17 protein-coding genes are annotated in these 18,008 nt (G+C 69.2%); 9 read left to right on the plus strand and 8 right to left on the minus strand.

The annotated features are described in order from the left end of the window. Positions 1 to 221: 221 nt before the first annotated feature. The gene (locus tag ACSU1G_RS09310) at positions 222 to 1,211 is read left to right on the plus strand and encodes a heme o synthase (RefSeq protein WP_439279641.1); all 990 of its coding nucleotides are present in this window, start codon (positions 222 to 224) and stop codon (positions 1,209 to 1,211) included. 71 nt (positions 1,212 to 1,282) lie between these two features. Here ACSU1G_RS09310 and ACSU1G_RS09315 read toward each other — a convergent pair whose 3' ends face one another. After that, entirely contained in the window at positions 1,283 to 4,048 is a 2,766-nt protein-coding gene (locus ACSU1G_RS09315) for an ATP-binding protein (RefSeq protein ID WP_439279642.1), read from the minus strand. A 301-nt stretch (positions 4,049 to 4,349) separates the two neighbouring features. Here ACSU1G_RS09315 and ACSU1G_RS09320 point away from each other — a divergent pair, with 301 nt between their 5' ends. Continuing rightward, positions 4,350 to 4,943, plus strand: a complete 594-nt coding sequence (locus ACSU1G_RS09320; RefSeq protein ID WP_439279643.1) for a small multidrug efflux protein — start codon at positions 4,350 to 4,352, stop codon at positions 4,941 to 4,943. Between the two features lie 23 nt (positions 4,944 to 4,966). On the opposite strand, the gene ACSU1G_RS09325 is transcribed toward ACSU1G_RS09320, so the two are convergent. The 3 genes from ACSU1G_RS09325 to ACSU1G_RS09335 all read right to left on the minus strand — a co-directional run bounded on the left by ACSU1G_RS09325 (position 4,967) and on the right by ACSU1G_RS09335 (position 7,777). Next, on the minus strand, positions 4,967 to 6,004 hold the full coding sequence (locus tag ACSU1G_RS09325) for a COX15/CtaA family protein (RefSeq protein WP_439279644.1): 1,038 nt from the start codon (positions 6,002 to 6,004) through the stop codon (positions 4,967 to 4,969). A gap of 25 nt (positions 6,005 to 6,029) precedes the next feature. Then, complete coding sequence (locus tag ACSU1G_RS09330; protein WP_439279948.1) at positions 6,030 to 6,737, minus strand: ABC transporter permease; 708 nt, start codon at positions 6,735 to 6,737, stop codon at positions 6,030 to 6,032. A 74-nt stretch (positions 6,738 to 6,811) separates the two neighbouring features. Then, positions 6,812 to 7,777, minus strand: coding sequence for an ABC transporter ATP-binding protein (locus ACSU1G_RS09335; protein ID WP_439279645.1), 966 nt, complete (start codon positions 7,775 to 7,777; stop codon positions 6,812 to 6,814). A gap of 109 nt (positions 7,778 to 7,886) precedes the next feature. Here ACSU1G_RS09335 and ACSU1G_RS09340 point away from each other — a divergent pair, with 109 nt between their 5' ends. The 6 genes from ACSU1G_RS09340 to ACSU1G_RS09365 all read left to right on the plus strand — a co-directional run bounded on the left by ACSU1G_RS09340 (position 7,887) and on the right by ACSU1G_RS09365 (position 12,977). Continuing rightward, positions 7,887 to 8,600, plus strand: coding sequence for a helix-turn-helix transcriptional regulator (locus ACSU1G_RS09340; RefSeq protein WP_439279646.1), 714 nt, complete (start codon positions 7,887 to 7,889; stop codon positions 8,598 to 8,600). 71 nt (positions 8,601 to 8,671) lie between these two features. Continuing rightward, positions 8,672 to 10,132: a Fe-S cluster assembly protein SufB gene (gene sufB / locus ACSU1G_RS09345; protein WP_439279647.1), complete on the plus strand. Its 1,461-nt coding sequence runs from the start codon at positions 8,672 to 8,674 to the stop codon at positions 10,130 to 10,132. A gap of 2 nt (positions 10,133 to 10,134) precedes the next feature. Next, positions 10,135 to 11,463: a Fe-S cluster assembly protein SufD gene (gene sufD, locus ACSU1G_RS09350; RefSeq protein ID WP_439279648.1), complete on the plus strand. Its 1,329-nt coding sequence runs from the start codon at positions 10,135 to 10,137 to the stop codon at positions 11,461 to 11,463. Next, positions 11,463 to 11,807, plus strand: coding sequence for a non-heme iron oxygenase ferredoxin subunit (locus ACSU1G_RS09355; protein WP_439279649.1), 345 nt, complete (start codon positions 11,463 to 11,465; stop codon positions 11,805 to 11,807). Before sufD ends, ACSU1G_RS09355 begins: the two co-directional genes overlap by 1 nt. 59 nt (positions 11,808 to 11,866) lie before the next feature. Next, on the plus strand, positions 11,867 to 12,631 hold the full coding sequence (sufC, locus tag ACSU1G_RS09360; protein ID WP_439279650.1) for a Fe-S cluster assembly ATPase SufC: 765 nt from the start codon (positions 11,867 to 11,869) through the stop codon (positions 12,629 to 12,631). A gap of 19 nt (positions 12,632 to 12,650) precedes the next feature. Further along, entirely contained in the window at positions 12,651 to 12,977 is a 327-nt protein-coding gene (locus tag ACSU1G_RS09365; RefSeq protein ID WP_439279651.1) for a metal-sulfur cluster assembly factor, read from the plus strand. A 151-nt stretch (positions 12,978 to 13,128) separates the two neighbouring features. Here the strand turns inward: ACSU1G_RS09365 and ypfJ are convergent, their stop codons facing one another. From ypfJ to ACSU1G_RS09385, 4 genes are read right to left on the minus strand one after another with little or no spacing between them, the layout of a single operon-like run. Further along, a complete protein-coding gene (ypfJ, locus tag ACSU1G_RS09370; protein WP_439279652.1) occupies positions 13,129 to 14,076 on the minus strand; it encodes a KPN_02809 family neutral zinc metallopeptidase in 948 nt (315 codons plus the stop codon). A gap of 37 nt (positions 14,077 to 14,113) precedes the next feature. Next, entirely contained in the window at positions 14,114 to 14,782 is a 669-nt protein-coding gene (locus ACSU1G_RS09375; RefSeq protein WP_439279653.1) for a CbiQ family ECF transporter T component, read from the minus strand. Next, a complete protein-coding gene (locus ACSU1G_RS09380) occupies positions 14,779 to 15,612 on the minus strand; it encodes an energy-coupling factor ABC transporter ATP-binding protein (protein WP_439279654.1) in 834 nt (277 codons plus the stop codon). Before ACSU1G_RS09380 ends, ACSU1G_RS09375 begins: the two co-directional genes overlap by 4 nt. A 5-nt stretch (positions 15,613 to 15,617) precedes the next feature. Next, positions 15,618 to 16,259 carry a biotin transporter BioY gene (locus tag ACSU1G_RS09385; RefSeq protein WP_439279655.1) on the minus strand — a complete coding sequence of 214 codons (642 nt, stop codon included), beginning with the start codon at positions 16,257 to 16,259 and terminating at the stop codon, positions 15,618 to 15,620. Between the two features lie 108 nt (positions 16,260 to 16,367). On the opposite strand from ACSU1G_RS09385, the gene ACSU1G_RS09390 reads away from it, so the two are divergent. Further along, complete coding sequence (locus ACSU1G_RS09390; protein ID WP_439279656.1) at positions 16,368 to 17,966, plus strand: ABC-F family ATP-binding cassette domain-containing protein; 1,599 nt, start codon at positions 16,368 to 16,370, stop codon at positions 17,964 to 17,966. Positions 17,967 to 18,008: the final 42 nt, after the last annotated feature.

Genomic DNA, 18,008 nt, shown 5'->3' on the forward strand with positions numbered 1-18,008 from the left:
GAGGGCCGGTTCCGGCCTGAAGCCAGCTTATCCCCAAGAGTGCGTCACATCGCAGGGCGGTTACGGTCCGCCCCTCCGCGGGGAAACGTCCGAGGATCGTCCGTGAATCGGTGGTGACCGGTCACGACCGGACATCCCGTCGCCAGATCGGTACACTGGAGGGGGTGTTCCGTGAGTTCGTGAGAACGCCCCCCGACATCCCCCTGCACCGTGAGAAGTAGATGCCCAGCACCCTTGATGCCCAGTCCGCCGGTACACCAGCGCCCAGCCGCGTCCGTGGAGACCACCGGAAGATCGGTTTCAAGCGGAAGGCGGCGGCCTATGTCTCGCTGACGAAGCCGCGCGTGATGGAGCTGCTGCTCGTCACCACTCTGCCGACCATGATCTTCGCCCAGCGCGGGTTCCCGGAACTGATGACCATGCTCGCCACCATGGTGGGTGGTGCCCTGGCGGCAGGCTCCTCGGCGGCCTTCAACTGCTATATCGATCGCGACATCGACAAGATCATGAAGCGCACCGAGAACCGACCCCTCGTGACCGGTGAGCTGAGCCCCCGCGAGGCGCTGGTCTTCTCCTGGGTCGTCGGCGTGCTGGCCGTCCTCATCCTGGTCCTCGGCACCAACCTGCTGGCCGCCGGGCTCGGGGTGGCCGCCATCTTCTTCTACGTGGTCATCTACAGCCTGATCCTCAAGCGACGGACCGAGCAGAACATCGTCTGGGGCGGCATCGCCGGCTGTTTCCCGGTCCTCATCGCCTGGGCCGCCGTCCGCGAGACCGTCGAGTGGCCGGCCATCGTCCTGTTCCTCATCATCTTCCTGTGGACCCCGCCGCACTACTGGCCGCTGTCCCTGAAGTACAAGCGCGACTACCAGGCGGCCGAGGTGCCGATGCTGGGCGCCGTGGCCTCGGCCCGGGTGGTCTCCAGCCAGGTCGTGCTGTACGCCTGGGCCACCGTGGTCTGTTCACTGCTGCTCGTGCCGATGGGCTGGGCCGGCATCGTCTACACGGCCGTCGCCGTCGTGACCGGTGGCTGGTTCGTCTACGAGTCCCACGTGCTGTACGCCGAGTCGCAGAAGCCCGAGTACAACGACAAGAAGGCCATGAAGGTCTTCCACCTGTCCATCACGTACCTGACGCTGCTGTTCGTGGCGCTGGCCGTGGACCCCTTCGTGGGTGGGCCGCTGATGCCGGTCCCGGGTGTCCTCGGCTGACCCCGGCCGCTCAGCTCAGCGGCGGCTTCGCGCCGATGAATATGTGTCCGCCATGTCTCGTACCGGTCACGTCACGGCAGGGGAAGCGCCCGGAGCTGCCGTCGGGACGTGATGCCGAGCTTTCGGAAGATGCTGCGTAGGTGGGCCTCGATGGTGCGCGGACTCAGGAACAGCTGCGTACCGACTTCCCGGGAGGTCGCCCCCGTGGCGACCATCCGGGCGATCTGCAGCTCGTGGGCGGTGAGCTCGTCGGTCACCTGGACGGTCCGCTTGCGCGGACGTTCCCCGGTGGCGCTCAGTTCGCGGGCGGCACGTGCGGCGAACGCCCCGGCGCCCATGTCCGACAGCAGCCCATGAGCGGTGCGCAGCTGCTCGCGGGCGTCCAGGCGCCGTCCCTCGCGGCGCAGCCACTCCCCGTAGACGAGGTGGGTGCGGGCGAGGTGGGCGGCCATCCGGGAACGCGCGAGGTGCGTGATCGCCTCACGATAGTGATCCTCCGCCGCCGGCCCGGTGCTGGTGAGGGCTTGCGAACGCGCTGCCAGACCGAGGCCCCACGGGGTGCCGCTGGCCACCGCACGTGAGCAGAGCTGCTCCAGCGCATCGGCGGCGCTCCCGGGCTGACCGGTACGGCACGCCGCTTCGATGAGTTCCGAGTGGGCCAGGTTGCTGTGGGTCAGCTCGGTGGACTCGAAGGCCCGTGCCGCGGCGGCGTGAGCCGCGGGGTAGTCTCCCAGGCCATTGTGGAGCACCGCCATGGCGTATTGCGTCAGCGCAACCTCGGTGCCGCGTCCACGTCCGGATGCTGCCCGGGTCATGGTCGCGTGGATCTCGGCGGCCTCGTCCGAGCGGCCGCCCCAGGCAGCGAGGATGAGCTGGGCATGGAGCAACGGCACCGCCCCGGTCGCGGCCGCTATCTCGGCCTGTCCGGCGGCCCGCGAGAACTCACCGGCGAGCACCAGCATGACGGACTGGACCAGGAGTACAGCGGGCAGCGTGGCCAGGGCTCCGGCCTCCCGGGCGAGCCGGACGTGACGCTCGGTGAGCGCGTGGACCAGATCGTCGTCGAAGACTGCCATGGCTGTTCGGCTGGCGAGCCATCCCCAGCGGAGGGTGCCGGCACCGCCCGCCACATCGGCGTCCGACTCATCGCCGCGGAACGCCTCCAGGGCCCGCCGCAAGCCGGGTGCACCTGAGGCGTACCCCTGCGTGAACGTCGTCACGAGTGCACCGAGCAGCAGGTCCGCCGGCGTCGGAGCACCGGACGGGGCGGGTGCGGCGCGGGCAGATTCGGCGACCTCCCGCGCGTCGGGACCGGAACTGAGACCGCCGGTGACGATCGCGGCATCCAGTGCATCGAGGTATGTCTCGCGAGACAACACCGGATGCAGCGGGGCGAGGCCCCTCGCGGCATCCAGGAGCATCCGCAGCCCCTCGCCCCCTCGGGCCCGATGGAACGCGACCCGAGCGTGCAACAACTCCGACCGTGCCTGCTGCAGTGCATCGAGCGGGCCGGTTACGGCGAGGGTGAGCAGCTCCGCCGCCGCTTCTGGGGCTCCGGCCTCCTGTGTGGCGAACGCCGCCTCGAGCGCCCGGCTCGCGCGGGTCACGGGCTCGGAGGTCAGCCGGGCAGCGTGCTCCATGAATGCCGCTGAGGCAGCCAGCCCGCCCCGGGCGCGCGCTCGACCGGCTGACTGCTCCAGGTCCAGGGCCACTTCGTCGTCGGTGCCCAACACCGCCTGCGCGCGGTGCCACGCGCGCCGGTCCGGGTCTGTCCCCTGATCGGTGGCCGCCGCCAGCGCGCCGTGCACCCGTCGGCGGTCCGGCGGTGTGGCGGCGTGGTAGACCGCCGAGCGTACGAGCGGATGTCGGAACCGGACCCGGGTGTCGATCCCGAGCAGTCCGGCGGCTTCTGCGGGCTCGGTGGCGTTCTGGGCGATCCCCAACTGAGCAGCGGCACGCCACAGCAGGTCCGCATCGCCGGTGGGTTCGGCCGCGGCGACGAGGAGCAGCCGCTGCGTCTCCGCGGGCAGAGCGCCGGAGCGATGCCGGAAGCTCTGCTCGACGCGACGTGGAACATCCAGGGCGCCCGGCAACTCGAACCCGCCTCCCAGGCGTGCCGAGCGGGCACTCAGTGGGAACTCCAGAAGTGCCATCGGATTGCCGCACGACTCGGCGACGATGCGCTCACGCACCCCGTCGTCCAGGGGCACGGGAAGCGCTGATTCCAGCAGCGCCCGCGCGTCGGACTCATCGAGTCCGTCCAGGCGCAGCTCCGGCAGTCCGGCCAACGCCGTCTGTTCCTGCCCCGGGCCGGCAGTGGGAGCTTCAGCGGGGTCCCGGGCGGCGAACACCAGCGCGAGGCGTTCGGCGGCGAGCCGTCGTGCCACGAACGCGAGGACCTGGGCCGAAGCCTCGTCCAGCCACTGCGCATCGTCGACGAGACACAACAAGGGTCCCGACTCGGCGACCTCTGCCAACAGGTTGAGGCTCGCGAGGCCGATCAGGAAGCGGTCCGGCGCCGATCCGCCCTGCTGCCCCAACGCCACGCCCAGCGCGGACTGCTGCGGATCGGGGAGCGTACCTGCACGGTCCAGGAGCGGCGCACACAACTGGTGCAGGCCGGCGAACGCGAACTGCGTCTCGGACTCCACCCCGAGGCAGGACTCCACTCGGAACCCGGATACGTGCGCCACGCCGCGGGCGTACTCCAGTAGCGCGGTCTTGCCGATGCCGGCCTCCCCGCGGACCACCAGCGTCCCACTCTGCCCGGCCCGCGCCTGGGAGAGGAGTGCATCGACCGTTTCTCTCTCGGGGCGCCGTCCCCTCAGTTCCGCCAATGTTGCTCCCTTCCGAGCATATCGGCGTCCTTAGTGCGTAAGTATCACCGACGCGAGGGGGCGCGAACTAGGTGCAGTCGGCTTCGGGCGACGGCGCGACAACGGGCTTTGTACCGACGCGATGGGTGCGCCTGCGGTGCGAGCCTTTCGTTACGGCAGACACGGCGACGGCCGGCTCCTGTGGACACACGCAGAAGACGTCAACGTGGCTCTGCACGCCTTCCCGGCCAGCCCCGCTGGTCGCTGAGCATCCATCCGAACACCACCACCAGAACACCACCACCGGAAGGCGGATCCCGTCATGGACATCATCCAGAACATCGTCAACACCCTCCAGGATCTCGTAGCCCAGATGCCGGAGTTCATCCAGCCGCTCATCGTCCTGCTCGCCGGAGCGATCCCGGCTATCGAGGGGGATATCGCGGCCGTGATGGGTATCGTCAGCGGCCTCCATCCCATCGTCTCGGCGCTAGCCGCGGCTGTGGGCAACTTCCTCACGGTTCTCCTCACCGTGCTCCTCACGTCACGGGCTCGCACCGCCGTGGTGAAACGCAGGGCGCAGGTCGGAGCAACCGTTGGAACTGCAGGGTCCCCTGCGCACGTGAGCACCGAGAGCGATGCCACGCCCCAGGAGACGATGCCCACCAGGCCAGAGTCGAAAGCGCGCCAGAAGGGTCGTCAGCGCTTGAACACGTGGTTCGTCCGCTTCGGCGTTCCAGGAGCAAGTCTCCTCGGACCGTTGGCGCTCCCGACCCAGGTCACCTCCGCAATCCTCGTCGCGGGCGGCTCACCCCGATCCTGGGTCCTGCTCTGGCAGGCTGCGGCCATCGCCGTCTGGACCACGGTGGCCACGGTTTCGGCCTGGCTCGCCCTCATGGTCGTCTTCACGATGTGAAGGCGGACCAACAGATGGCTGGGCTAGAGGCACGGCCTCGTGCGGTAGGTGGAAACCTGCCGGTCCCACGCCGTGGTCATGGCCCACACCACGAGACCGGTTCCCAGCATGTGCAGGATGACCAACCCGATCGGCAGCCCGGTGAAGTGCTGGGTGTATCCCACGAGCCCCTGGAAGGCGACCGCCCCGACCAGGGCCCAGGCGGAGATCCGCTGGAGGCGGGAGGACTGTCGACGCAGCACCACCACGAGGAGCACGAGGGCCGCCGCCGTCATCACGTAGACGGGCAGGGCATGCACGCGGGTGACGATCAGCGGGTCGAAGTCGTGCCGCGGGGCGTCTGCATCGCCGCCGTGGGGCCCGGTGCCGGTCACCACGGTTCCGAGGTACAGCACGAGCCAGCCCGCCACGAAGACCACCCACGCCAGGGCGCGCGAGAGGGGCGACGTCGGCCCGTCCACCACGGCGGTCGGGCTCGCCTCCGATTGGCGGTGCCGGTACTCGGCGGCGACGCGGTTGACCAGCAGCGTGGCGAAACACACCATCACGGAGGAGACGAGGAAGTGGAACGCGACGACCCACGGATTCAGTCCGGTCAGCACGGTGATGCCACCCACCACCGCCTGGGCCGGGATGCAGGCCAGTACGCCCACGGCGATCCAGAAGATGCTCGGGTGGGAGCGGCGCAGGTTCCAGACCCACAGCACCACGGCCACGGCCGCCAGGCCCACCACGAAGGTGAGCAGGCGGTTCCCGAACTCGATGTAACCGTGGATCCCCAGCTCCGGGGTGTTGGTCAGTGACTCCGGGGTGCACTTCGGCCAGGTGGAGCAGCCGAGGCCGGACTCGGTCAGGCGCACGGCGCCACCGGTCACGATGATGCCGATCTCGGTGATGAGGGAGACCACGGCGAGCCAGAACGTGGCCCGGGTGATGTCCGGCGGGGCCAGGCGGCTGATCCCGGCGTCGACCCGGTGCCAGAGACGCCGCCACGGGGAACCGGGGGAGGCCGGGGTGTGATGGGCGGCGGAGGGCCGCCGGGGCTGCGTGGGGGTACTCACGGGTGTTCCTTTCGAGCCGGTTGGATCAGCGCCACTTGAACCACCGCAGGGCGCCGGCCGTGGCCAGGATGCCCCAGCCGGTAAGGATGAGCAGGGCGCCCAGATCAAGGGCACCGGTGCCGAAGGCCGCGCGGAGCCCGTCGCCCAGGGCGGCCGAGGGCAGGTAGGCGGCGGCCGCGGACAGCCACCCGTGTCCGGGGACCGGGAAGGCGGCGCCGCCGACCGCACCCAGCACGACCCACAACAGGTTGGTCAGCGCCAGGGTGGCCTCGGGCCGGGCCGTGCCGGCGATGAGCAGGCCCAGCGCCGTGAAGGATCCGGCTCCGAGGACGAAGAAGACCACCGCCCAGAGGGCCCCGGCCGCTGCGGGCTGCCAGCCGAGCAGGAGCCCGACACCGCCGATCACCACCACCTGCAGCAGCAGGACCGCCAGCACCGCACAGGCCTTGCCCAGCACCAGACCGACCGGGCCGAGGGGGGTGGTGGACAGGTAGGCCAGCACGCCGTAGCGCCGGTCGAAGCCGGTGGCGATGCCCTGCCCCGTGAACGCCGAGCTCAGCACGGCCAGGGCGAGGATGCCGGGCACGGCCACGTCGACGCCGCGGAGGGCGGGGCCATCCAGCATGCCGGACCACACCACGGCGAACAACGCCATCAGCGGTAGGACGAGGGAGATGAGCAGCTGCTCACCGTTGCGGATGGCCGTCACCGACTCGTAGCGGCCCTGGGCCATGACCCGGCGCAACAGCGAACTGGCGTTCGAGGTGCCGGCGCGGGTGAGACGCTCGGACCTCTGGTCTGTGGCATTCACGGGGCAACCTCCAGGAAGACGTCCTCCAGGGAGCGGTGGAGCAGTCGGACATCGGTGGGCATGATCTGGTGGTCCCGCCACCAGGATGCCAGGGCCGACCAGCCCTCGGGGGTGGTGATCCCCTCGACCCGGAAGGTGCGCCCCTGTGGCAACTCGCCAGCCTGCACGGCGCTTGCGTGCGGACCCTCGGGGACGAGGTCCAGGCCTGCTGGGAACCCTGCCAAGGCCACGGCGTCCACGGGCCGTAGGACGGTGAAGTGCACCGGGGTCGGCTGGGAGCTGTCGGTCAGCTGGGCCACGGTCCCGGACCGCTCCACCCTGCCGTCGCGCAGCAGGACCACGTGGTCTGCGAGCCGCTCAGCATCGTCCAACAGGTGGGTGGTCAGCACCACGGCCAGTCCGGAGCGCTTGAGCTCGAGAATGAGGTCGAAGACCAGCTGCCGGGAGACCGGGTCGAGGCCGGCACTGGGTTCATCGAGGAAGACGACGCGCGGCCGGCCGGCCAGCGCGGCGGCCAGTGCCACCCGCTGCTTCTGGCCACCGGAGAGGCGGCGGATGTCCCGGCCGGAGAACTCGTCGATGCCGAGCCGGGCCGACAGGGTGGCCATGTCCGCGGGATCGCGATACAGGGAGGCCACATGGCGCAGCAGCCGGGCCGGCGTCGCCGAGGGGGGCAGGCCGCCGTCCTGGAGCATGACCCCGACCTGGCTGCGCAGGGCCGGACCGCCGCGCCAGGGGTCCTCACCCAGGAGGCGGACGGTGCCGGAGTCGGGACGGTCCAGTCCCTGGGCGATGGTCAGGGTGGTCGTCTTGCCCGCACCGTTCGGGCCGAGCAGGGCGGTCACCTGGCCGCTGCGGGCCTGGAAGTCGACGCCCCGGAGGATGTTCAGCTGCCCTCGGCGGGTGCGGACGGACTGGTGCAATCCCGTCAGGGACACGAGCACGGAGGAGGACGAAGACACCCGTCCATGGTACCCGCGCCGGCACCCAGTTCTACGAATCGTAGAAGTTTCGCTCCAGGCAAGGCCCGCCTTACTTTCTCCTCAGCGTTAATTAGGTAAACTATGAGTTGTGTATTCCCCCTCAGACCTCGACGAGCCCACTGGCGGCCCGGTGGACGGACAGCGCGAGAGCACCCGTGACCGGGTGCTTCAGGTTGTCCTGAACCAGGGCCCCGTCAGTGCCGCGCACGTGGGGGAGGAGCTGGGACTCACGGCCGCTGCCGTCCGCCGGCACCTGGACGTCCTCTCCGCGGAGGGTTCCGTGGAGGTCAAGCTGGTCTCGGGGAACCGGGGTGCCGGCCGTCCCTCCCGCCGCTACGTGGTCAGCCGCGCCGGTCAGTCCCGCCTCGGCAACGGCTACCTCGAGGTGGCGGTCCAGGCCTTGGAGCAGCTCAGTGCCGCCGCTGGCCGGGACGCGGTCCGCACCGTGGCCCGCGAACGGTTCGCCGCCGTCGAGGAACGCTACCGTGCAGCCATCGGCATCACCGCGGACCTGAGGGAGCGTACAAACGCCCTGGCCGGGGTTCTGGATGACGAGGGTTTCGCCGCGAGCGTGCGCACCGTGGGCCAGTCCGCCACCACCAGCGGCCGGCCCACCCTGAAGGCGGCGCAGATCTGCCAGGGCCACTGCCCACTCCAGGATCTGGCGGCCGACTTCCCCGAGTTCTGCGAGGAGGAGACCGAGCTCTTCGCCCGGCTGCTCGGCGTGGACGTGCGGCGCCTGTCCACCCTGCCCACGGGTGGCCACGTCTGCACCACGCACGTACCGCTCGGGCGCGACTAGCCCCCTCAAGTTTCCCAACAGACCAACCAACAGACCAACAGACCATCAGCGCGATCACCAGAGAGGCAGCGATGACTGATCAGATCACCCAGGAGAACGCCGACCCCGGCATCATCTCCGAGGTACTTGAGAAGAATCCCGAGCTCAATGCCATTGGCGCCTACCAGTTCGGCTGGTCGGACCAGGACGATGCCGGCGTCAATGCGCGCCGCGGCATCAACGAGGACGTCGTCCGCGACATCTCGGCCAAGAAGGACGAGCCGGAGTGGATGCTCAACCTGCGTCTGAAGGGGCTGAAGTACTTCGACCGCAAGCCGATGCCGACCTGGGGCGCCGACCTCTCCGGGATCGACTTCGACAACATCAAGTACTTCGTCCGCTCCACCGAGGGCCAAGCCAAGTCCTGGGAGGACCTGCCCGAGGACATCCGCAACACCTATGAGCGTCTGGGCATCCCGGAGGCCGAGCGTGAGCGCCTGGTGTCCGGCGTGGCGGCGCAGTACGAGTCCGAGGTCGTCTACCACCAGATCCGTGAGGATCTGGAGGAGCAGGGCGTCATTTTCCTGGACACGGACACCGGCCTGAAGGAGCACCCGGAGATCTTCAAGGAGTACTTCGGCTCCATCATCCCGGTCGGCGACAACAAGTTCGCGGCCCTGAACACGGCCGCCTGGTCCGGCGGCTCCTTCGTGTACGTGCCCAAGGGCGTCCACGTGGATATCCCGCTGCAGGCCTACTTCCGCATCAACACGGAGAACATGGGCCAGTTCGAGCGGACCCTGATCATCGCGGACGAGGACTCCTACGTCCACTACATCGAGGGCTGCACCGCGCCCATCTACAACTCGGACTCCCTGCACTCGGCCGTCGTCGAGATCGTGGCGAAGAAGGGTGCCCGCGTCCGGTACACCACCATCCAGAACTGGTCCACCAACGTGTACAACCTGGTGACCAAGCGTGCCGTCGCCGAAGAGGGCGCCACCATGGAGTGGATCGACGGCAACATCGGCTCGAAGGTCACGCAGAAGTACCCGGCCGTGTACCTCACGGGCGAGCATGCCAAGGGTGAGACCCTGTCCATCGCCTTCGCCGGCGCCGGCCAGCACCAGGATACCGGCTCGAAGATGGTGCACCTGGCCCCGAACACCTCCAGCTCGATCGTCTCGAAGTCGGTGGCCCGCTCGGGTGGCCGTGCGGCGTACCGCGGTCTGGTCCAGATCATGGAGGGGGCCAAGAACTCGGCGAACTCCGTGGTCTGCGACGCCCTGCTGGTGGACACCATCTCCCGCTCGGACACCTACCCGTACATCGACATCCGCGAGGACGACGCCACCCTCGGCCACGAGGCCACGGTGTCGAAGGTCTCCGAGGAGCAGCTCTTCTACCTGATGAGCCGCGGCATGTCCGAGACGGAGGCCATGGCCATGATCGTGCGAGGATTCATCGAGCCCATCGCCCGCGAGTTGCCCATGGAATACGCCCTGGAACTCAACAAACTGATCGAACTGCAGATGGAAGGATCGGTAGGCTGAGCGTGTCACAGACTGTCAAGACCCCTGTCGAGAATACTGACCACACCGCCCCGGAGAACCTCGACGCGGACGGCGCCGGAACCCCCGTCATCCCGGGTATGGACGAGGAGGGCGAGACGCTCTCCACCACCGTGGCGCAGGCGTCCGACGCCGGCCACGCCTCCCACAGCGTGCCTTCCGGTACGCGGGGGAGCGGGGCCAAGGCCGGTTCATCGCGCGCCGACCGCGTCGTCAGCTTCGAGCTGGCGGACTTCCCGGCCCTGACGGGCCGCGAGGAGGACTGGCGCTTCACCCCGCTGAACCGCCTGGCGGGACTCCACCTGCCCGAGGGCGACGAGGCCCGGCTCTCCGGCCCGGCGCCCGCTGTGACGGTCTCCGAGCTGGACGGCGTCCGAGTCGAGACCGTGGACCGCTCCGACGCCCGTCTGGGCTCGGCCCTGACCCCGGACGACCGCGTCTCCGCGGCTGCCTGGGTCTCGTTCGCCCAGGCCACTGTCGTGACCATCGGCGCGGGTCTCGAGGTCGCCACCCCGGTGCGCATCGACATCGTCGGGACCTCGGATGAACCCGCCGCCCAGCACCTGATGGTGATCGCCGAGCCCAACTCACGGGCCGACGTCGTGATCCGTCACACCGGCACCGCCCGGTTGGCCCAGAACGTCGAGATCGACGTGCGGGACGGAGCCGGGTTGAACGTGACCAGCCTGCAGGCCTGGGACGATGACGCCGTGCACGTCTCGGCGCAGCAGGTGCAGGTCGGAAAGGATGCCCGGATCAGGCACGTCGCCGTCTCCTACGGTGGTTCGCTGGTCCGCCTGACCCCGACCTCCCGGTTGGCCGGGCAAGGCGGTGAGACCGAGATGTTCGGCCTCTACTTCGCCGATGCCGGACAGCACCTGGAGCAGCGCCTGTTCGTGGACCACGCGGTGCCGAACGCGAAGTCCAATGTCCTCTACAAGGGTGCCCTGCAGGGTCAGGACGCGCATGCCGTCTGGGTCGGCGATGTGCTGATCCGCAAGGCGGCCGAGGGCACGGACAGCTACGAGAAGAACCAGAACCTCGTCCTCTCCAAGGGGACCCGGGTGGATTCCGTGCCCAACCTGGAGATCGAGACCGGGCTGATCGAGGGTGCGGGCCACGCCTCCTCCACCGCCCAGTTCGACGAGGAGCAGGTCTTCTACCTGATGACCCGCGGTATTGAGGAGAAGGTGGCGCGCGAGCTCATCGTGCGCGGCTTCCTCAATGAGATCATCCAGAAGATCGGGATCGAGGACGTCGAGGAGTCCCTGTTGACCCAGATGGATACCGAGCTGCAGGCGGCCACCTTCTGATGGCTACCGGTCAGCGTGTGTGTGCCGCCACGGAGATCGGCACGGAAGAGGCCCGTCGTTTCACCGTCGACGGGATCGACATCGCCGTGGTCCGGGCCTCGGATGGCTCGCTCCACGCGCTGGCCGATACCTGCTCGCACGAGGAGGTCTCCCTCTCAGAGGGGTTCGTCGAGGGCTGCGCGCTCGAGTGCATCGGGCACGGCTCGGCCTTCGACCTCGTGACGGGGGCGCCGAACATGCTCCCGGCCACCGAGCCCGTGGCGGTCTACGCGCTGGCCGTCGAGGACGACTCCGTGTGGGTCGACACCTCCACCGTGCTGAACAAGACCTCCTCTTCCTCGTAATCCACCACCCACCAGAACTTCCCGCCGTTTCCCCGGCGGAACCCGCAAGGAGAACACGAATGTCCACCCTGGAAATCAAGGACCTGCACGTTTCCATCGAGACCGACAACGGTCCGAAGGAGATCCTCAAGGGCGTGTCCCTCACCATCAACACCGGTGAGACCCACGCCATCATGGGCCCGAACGGCTCCGGCAAGTCGACCCTGGCGTCCACCATCGCCGGCCACCCCCGCTACCAGGTGACCTCCGGCACCATCACCCTGGACGGTGAGGATGTCCTGGAGATGTCCGTGGACGAGCGGGCCCGCGCCGGACTGTTCCTGGCCATGCAGTACCCCGTGGAGATCCCCGGTGTCACCATGACCAACTTCCTGCGCACCGCCAAGACCGCGATCGACGGCGAGGCCCCGTCCCTGCGCCACTGGACCAAGAACGTCAGGTCCGCCATGGAGGGCCTCAAGATCGATCCCTCCTTCTCGGCCCGCAACGTCAACGAGGGTTTCTCCGGCGGCGAGAAGAAGCGCGTGGAGATCCTGCAGCTCGAGCTGTTCAAGCCCAAGTTCGCCGTGCTGGATGAGACCGACTCCGGGCTGGACGTCGACGCCCTGCGCGTGGTGTCCGACGGCGTCAACCGCGCCCAGGACACGGGCGCCATGGGCACCCTGCTCATCACCCACTACACGCGGATCCTGCAGTACATCAAGCCGCAGTTCGTCCACGTCTTCGTGGACGGCCGGGTCGCCGAGTCCGGTGGGCCCGAGCTGGCCGACCGCCTCGAGGCCGGCGGCTACGAGCACTACGAGAACGCCGCAGCCGGCGCCTGAGAAGCCCGAGGAGGCTGATATGACCACCGAAGCACCGCAGACCGAACTGGATGATGTCCGTGAGGCACTGCATGACGTGATGGACCCCGAGCTGGGGGTGAACATCGTGGATCTGGGCCTGCTCTACGGGCTGCACTACGGCGAGGACGGCGCCCTGATCCTGGACATGACCCTGACCACGGCGGCCTGCCCACTCACGGACGTGATCGAGGAGCAGATCAGCCAGTCCATCGGCACCATGGTGGATGAATGGCGCCTGAACTGGGTCTGGATGCCCCCGTGGGGTCCCGAGCGGATCACCGACGACGGCCGCGAGCAGATGCGGGCCCTCGGCTTCAACATCTGATCCCGTCCCTCAGGCACCCTCTGCCGGCACAGAGTGACCTGACCCCCACCGACGTGACGGGGTCAGGTCACTCTCTGCTTTAACGCCTTAACGCCTTAACGCCTAGACCGTCCGGTCAGATCATCGGGCCCCATCAGATCATCAGGTCCGGTCAGGCTGTCGGCTGGTCCAGGTCCGGGTGGTCCAGGGTGTTGCACTGGTTGAGGTCTTGGGCCTCATAACCGGCCATGAACCACGCCATCCGCTGTTCGGACGTGCCGTGCGTGAAGGCCTCGGGCATGACCCGTCCGGCGGTCTTCTGCTGGATGCGGTCATCCCCGACGGCCCCGGCGGCCGAGAGCGCGTCCGCCAGATCGGACTCGGTGACGGGCTCCAGGAACGGCACACCGGATTCCGGGTCCTCGATCCGCGCGGCGTGGCCAGCCCACAGCCCGGCATAGCAGTCCGCCTGCAACTCCACCCGCACGGCGCCGGACTCGGGCCCCGTGCCGCCGGACTGGGAGTACTGCAGGTAGCCCACGATGTTCTGGATGTGGTGCCCGTACTCGTGCGCCACCACATACTCCTGGGCCAACGGTCCGCCCGAGGACCCGAACTCGCTCTCGAGGAGGCCGAAGAAGTCGGTGTCGAAGTACGCGTACTCGTCCGCGGGGCAGTAGAAGGGCCCCACCTCGGAGCTCGCCGCACCGCAGCCGGTCTCCACGTTCCCGCTGAAGAGCTCCATCCCCGGTTCCCGCCACTGCACGTCGTACTCGGCCAAGAACGGGTCCCAGAAGGCGTCGGCGGACTCCACCGTCGCCAGGATCCGGCAATCCACCCGGGCGTCTGCATCCTCACCGGTCAGGCAGCGCTCGATCGCGGCGGGTCCGGCCGGTTCCCCCTGATAGCCGCCGGCACCGCCGTCCTCAGCACCGGTCAAGCCGAGGTCCTGTGCCAGACCGGGGGCGAACAGGACGATCAGCAGGACCAGGATGCCGCCGGCTCCACCGCCGATCGCGATCTTGCCACCCCGACCACCCCGGCCGCCTCCCCGACCTCCCCGGCCACGGCTGTCCCGGACGCGCGAGGGGTCCAGCTGGACGTCGTCATTGAAGCTCATGGGCAGGAGTGTAATGCGGGCCGGGGTCCCACACCGGTTACCCCGCGTCCGCTGAAGCCGCGTCCGTTGATTCCGCGTCTGCGGGGAGCCCCCGGGCGGCCAAGGCCTCGCCCGTGGCCCGGGCATGGCCCACCGTGGCGACCAGCACGGGGCCCATCAGCCGCACCGGCCCTCGACGCAGCCCACGCGAGGCCAGCGCCTCGGCATTGCGCCGGACCGCGCCACCCACCCACGGGATCGACCGGATCATCACGTTGACCGCCAGCGCTGCCGCCCCCGGGTGGACACCGATCGGCCGCAGCACCCGGAAGAAGGACTCCAGTCCGTCCAGCAGTTCCGTCCCCGGGGTCGTGATGACCAGCAGCCGGGCCGCAGCCAACGCGCCGAACACGGCGGCGACCACCACCAGAGCCGGACCGAGCGCCTCCAGGGGCGGGGCCGCCGTCGGGCCCCAGATGCCGGAGATGAAGCGGGCCACACCCGCGAAGAGCAACAGGGGCCAGCCGCGGCGCCACGGGGCCAGGAAGTCTCGGGGGAGCGCGGCCACCAGGTACAGCATGAACACCACGGCGAGGACGGGGGCCACCACCACGGGGTGGCGCCAGAACACCAGCACGGCCGAGAGCACGAGGAGCACCACGTACTTCGCCCACAGCGGGGCGCGGTGGACCACGGTGGACCCGGGGCGGTAGTCGAGCAGGTTCATGGCCGCGGCCCCGGCTGCCTCTGCCCGTGCCCGTGCCCGTGCCGCCGGGCCTGTACGTCCCGGCGGTACCAGTCCACGGCGGCCGGCCCGGGGCCATCGTGGGCGATCCGCCCGTCCGCGACCACCAGACACCGCTCGGCCTGGGCCGCGAAGTCCAGATCATGGGTCGTGTACACGAGTTGTGCGCAGTGGCCGGTGCCCGGTAGGGACAGCAGCAGGTCCTGGACCTGGAGCGTCCAGTCCAGGTCCAGCAGGGTCGTGGGCTCGTCCGCCACCAACACCACGGGATCCGTGGCCAGCACCGAGGCCAGCGCCAGCCGCTGCCGTTGGCCCCCGGAGAGGTCATAGATGCTGCGGTGGGCCAGTCCGCCCAGGCCGTGTTCGGCCAGCAGCGCTTCGGCGGCCGCGCGCCGGTCCTTGCGGTTGCGGTGGGTGCGGCGCAGGGACAGCTCGACGTCCTCACCCGCGGTCGGCATGACGAGCTGCACGAGGGGGTCGGTGAACACGAACCCGGTACGGGCGCGTACCGCCGTGGTGTCCCGGGCGGCGTCCAGTCCGTGCACCGTGACCGAACCGGCACTGGGCGCCACGAGACCGTTGAGCAGGCGCACCAGGGTCGACTTGCCGGAACCATTGGCGCCGATCACCGCCACGGTGGGTTCGGTCACCGTCAGGTCGATCGGGCCCAGCACCCGCACCGTGCCGGCCTCAGCGCCCGGCTGCTGACCGGGGCCGGGGGCAGCGCCCGGCAGGTCCACCACCACCTCCCGCAGTCGCAGGCCGCCCACCCCCGCCGATGCCGGCGGGGCGGGCCCATCAGGAGTGGCCACGTGGTTCAGAATCGGCGCAGGGCCAGTGCCGGGAAGGCCCGGATCACCGTGGCCGCCACGGCGGTGGCCAGCACGTTCTTGATGACGTCACCGGGCCAGAAGACCATGTCCGCGCCGATCGCCGTGGGCAGATCCAGGTCCAGCGCCAGCATCATCCCGCCGATGCCCATCGGGTGGACGAACACGAAGGAGCCGATCATGGCGGAGAGCCAGACCAGGGCCCACCAGCCGAAGCCCATCCGGCCCGTTCCGGTCTGCCGGCGGGCTGCTGCCGCCTGCCCCCGCTTCAGGACCAGGCTGGACAGGGCGCCGGCCAGGGCGGCCGCGAAGGGGAACGCCAGCAGGTAGCCGCCGGAGGGGCCGGCCAGGACACCGAAGCCGGCGTTGAAGCCGGAGAAGACGGGCAGTCCCACCAGCCCCACCACCACGTACAGGCCCACGGAGAGGAAGCCGAGCCGGGCCCCGAGGATCAGGCCCGTCAGCATGACCGCGAAGGTCTGCAGCGTGATCGGCACGCCGAAGCCGCCCACCGGGACCGGGGGCAGCATGGAGCACACGGCGATCAAGGCGGCGAAGACCCCGGCGAGAGCCACCTGGGTGGGAACGGCCAGGGGTTTGCGCCCCGCGGTGGATGCGGTCTGTGTCACGGTGTCTCCTGCGTTGCTGTGCGTGTGTCCGGCTTTGACTGCGCCGGTAGACTTGACGGGTTCCGCCAGCCATGCCGGACAGTCTATTCATTTCAAGGAGTCCTCCCCGTGCTTGCCGTCACAGACCTCGAACTACGTGTGGGGGCCCGGCTCCTCATGGACGGGGTCACGTTCAAGGTGGACCGGGGGGACAAGGTCGGTCTGGTGGGCCGAAACGGTGCCGGTAAGACCACGCTGACCAAGGTCCTCGCGGGCGGCGGCCAGCCGACCGGGGGCCACGTGACGCGCCGCGGCACGGTTGGCTACCTGCCCCAGGACCCCAAGGTCGAGGACATGGAGCAGACGGCCCAGGACCGCATCCTCTCGGCCCGCTCCCTGGACCAGATCATCCGCCGCATGCGCCAGGCCGAGGATGACATGGCCAACCCGGATGACGCCATCCGGGAGAAGGCCATGGGCCGGTACGGGCGGCTGGAGACGGAATTCACGACGTCGGGCGGTTACGCCGCGGAGTCAGAGGCCGCCACGATCTGTGCGAACCTCGGCCTGCCGGAACGCATCCTGGAACAGCCCCTGCACACCCTCTCGGGTGGCCAGCGGCGCCGCGTGGAGCTGGCCCGGATCCTGTTCTCGGATGCCGACACCCTGCTCCTCGACGAGCCCACCAACCACCTGGACCACGACTCGATCGTCTGGCTGCGCGATTTTCTGAAGGCCTACCAGGGTGGCTTCATCGTGATCAGCCACGATGTGGACCTGATGGAGATGACCGTCAACAAGGTGCTCTATCTGGACGGCAACCGGCAGACGATCGACACCTACAACATGGGCTGGAAGCACTACCAGCTCCAGCGCGAACAGGACCAGGCACGCCGCAAGCGCGAGTTCTCCAACGCGGAGAAGAAGGCCACCCAGCTGATGGACCAGGCCAACAAGATGCGGGCCAAGGCCTCCAAGGCGGTGGCCGCCCAGGGCATGATCAAGCGGGCCGAGCGGATGATGCAGGGACTGGAGGGGGAGCGCGCCGCGGACAAGGTCGCCGCGATCCGGTTCCCGGAACCGGCCAAGTGCGGCAAGACCCCGCTCAAGGCGGAGGACCTGTCCAAGTCCTACGGTTCCCTGGAGATCTTCAACGGCGTGGATCTGGCCATCGACCGCGGTTCCCGCGTGGTGATCCTCGGCTTCAACGGCGCGGGCAAGACCACGCTGCTGCGGATGCTGGCGGGCATCGACCAGCCGGACACCGGTGAGGTGATCGCCGGCCATGGTCTCAAGCTCGGCTACTACGCCCAGGAGCACGAGACGCTGGACACGGAGCGCTCCGTACTGGAGAACATGAGGTCCGCCGCGCCGAATCTGGCGGACACCGAGGTGCGCAACGTCCTGGGCTCGTTCCTGTTCCAGGGCGATGATGTGGCCAAGCCGGCCGGGGTGCTCTCCGGTGGTGAGAAGACCCGGCTGGCACTGGCCACCCTCGTGGCCTCCAGTGCCAACGTGCTGTTGCTGGACGAGCCGACCAACAACCTGGACCCGGCCTCCCGGCAGGAGATCCTCAACGCCCTGCGGACCTACGAGGGCGCCGTGGTGCTGGTGACGCACGATGAGGGCGCGGTGGCGGCCCTGGACCCGGAGCGCGTGGTGCTGCTGCCGGATGGCGTGGAGGACCACTGGAACAGCACCTATCAGGACCTGATCACCCTGGCGTGATCCCGCGCCTGACCGAGCGCTCGCCCCGCTCGTCAGTGCTCG

The organism is Microbacterium sp. A93, assembly GCF_051842835.1.

Bases quoted from the DNA above. Each gene is read 5' to 3' on its own strand.
- ACSU1G_RS09310 (WP_439279641.1), top strand. From the start codon at position 222: ATGCCCAGCACCCTTGATGCCCAGTCCGCCGGTACACCAGCGCCCAGC.
- ACSU1G_RS09320 (WP_439279643.1), top strand. From the start codon at position 4,350: ATGGACATCATCCAGAACATCGTCAACACCCTCCAGGATCTCGTAGCC.
- ACSU1G_RS09330 (WP_439279948.1), bottom strand. From the start codon at position 6,737: ATGGCCCAGGGCCGCTACGAGTCGGTGACGGCCATCCGCAACGGTGAG.
- sufB (WP_439279647.1), top strand. From the start codon at position 8,672: ATGACTGATCAGATCACCCAGGAGAACGCCGACCCCGGCATCATCTCC.
- ACSU1G_RS09355 (WP_439279649.1), top strand. From the start codon at position 11,463: ATGGCTACCGGTCAGCGTGTGTGTGCCGCCACGGAGATCGGCACGGAA.
- sufC (WP_439279650.1), top strand. From the start codon at position 11,867: ATGTCCACCCTGGAAATCAAGGACCTGCACGTTTCCATCGAGACCGAC.
- ACSU1G_RS09365 (WP_439279651.1), top strand. From the start codon at position 12,651: ATGACCACCGAAGCACCGCAGACCGAACTGGATGATGTCCGTGAGGCA.
- ypfJ (WP_439279652.1), bottom strand. From the start codon at position 14,076: ATGAGCTTCAATGACGACGTCCAGCTGGACCCCTCGCGCGTCCGGGAC.
- ACSU1G_RS09375 (WP_439279653.1), bottom strand. From the start codon at position 14,782: ATGAACCTGCTCGACTACCGCCCCGGGTCCACCGTGGTCCACCGCGCC.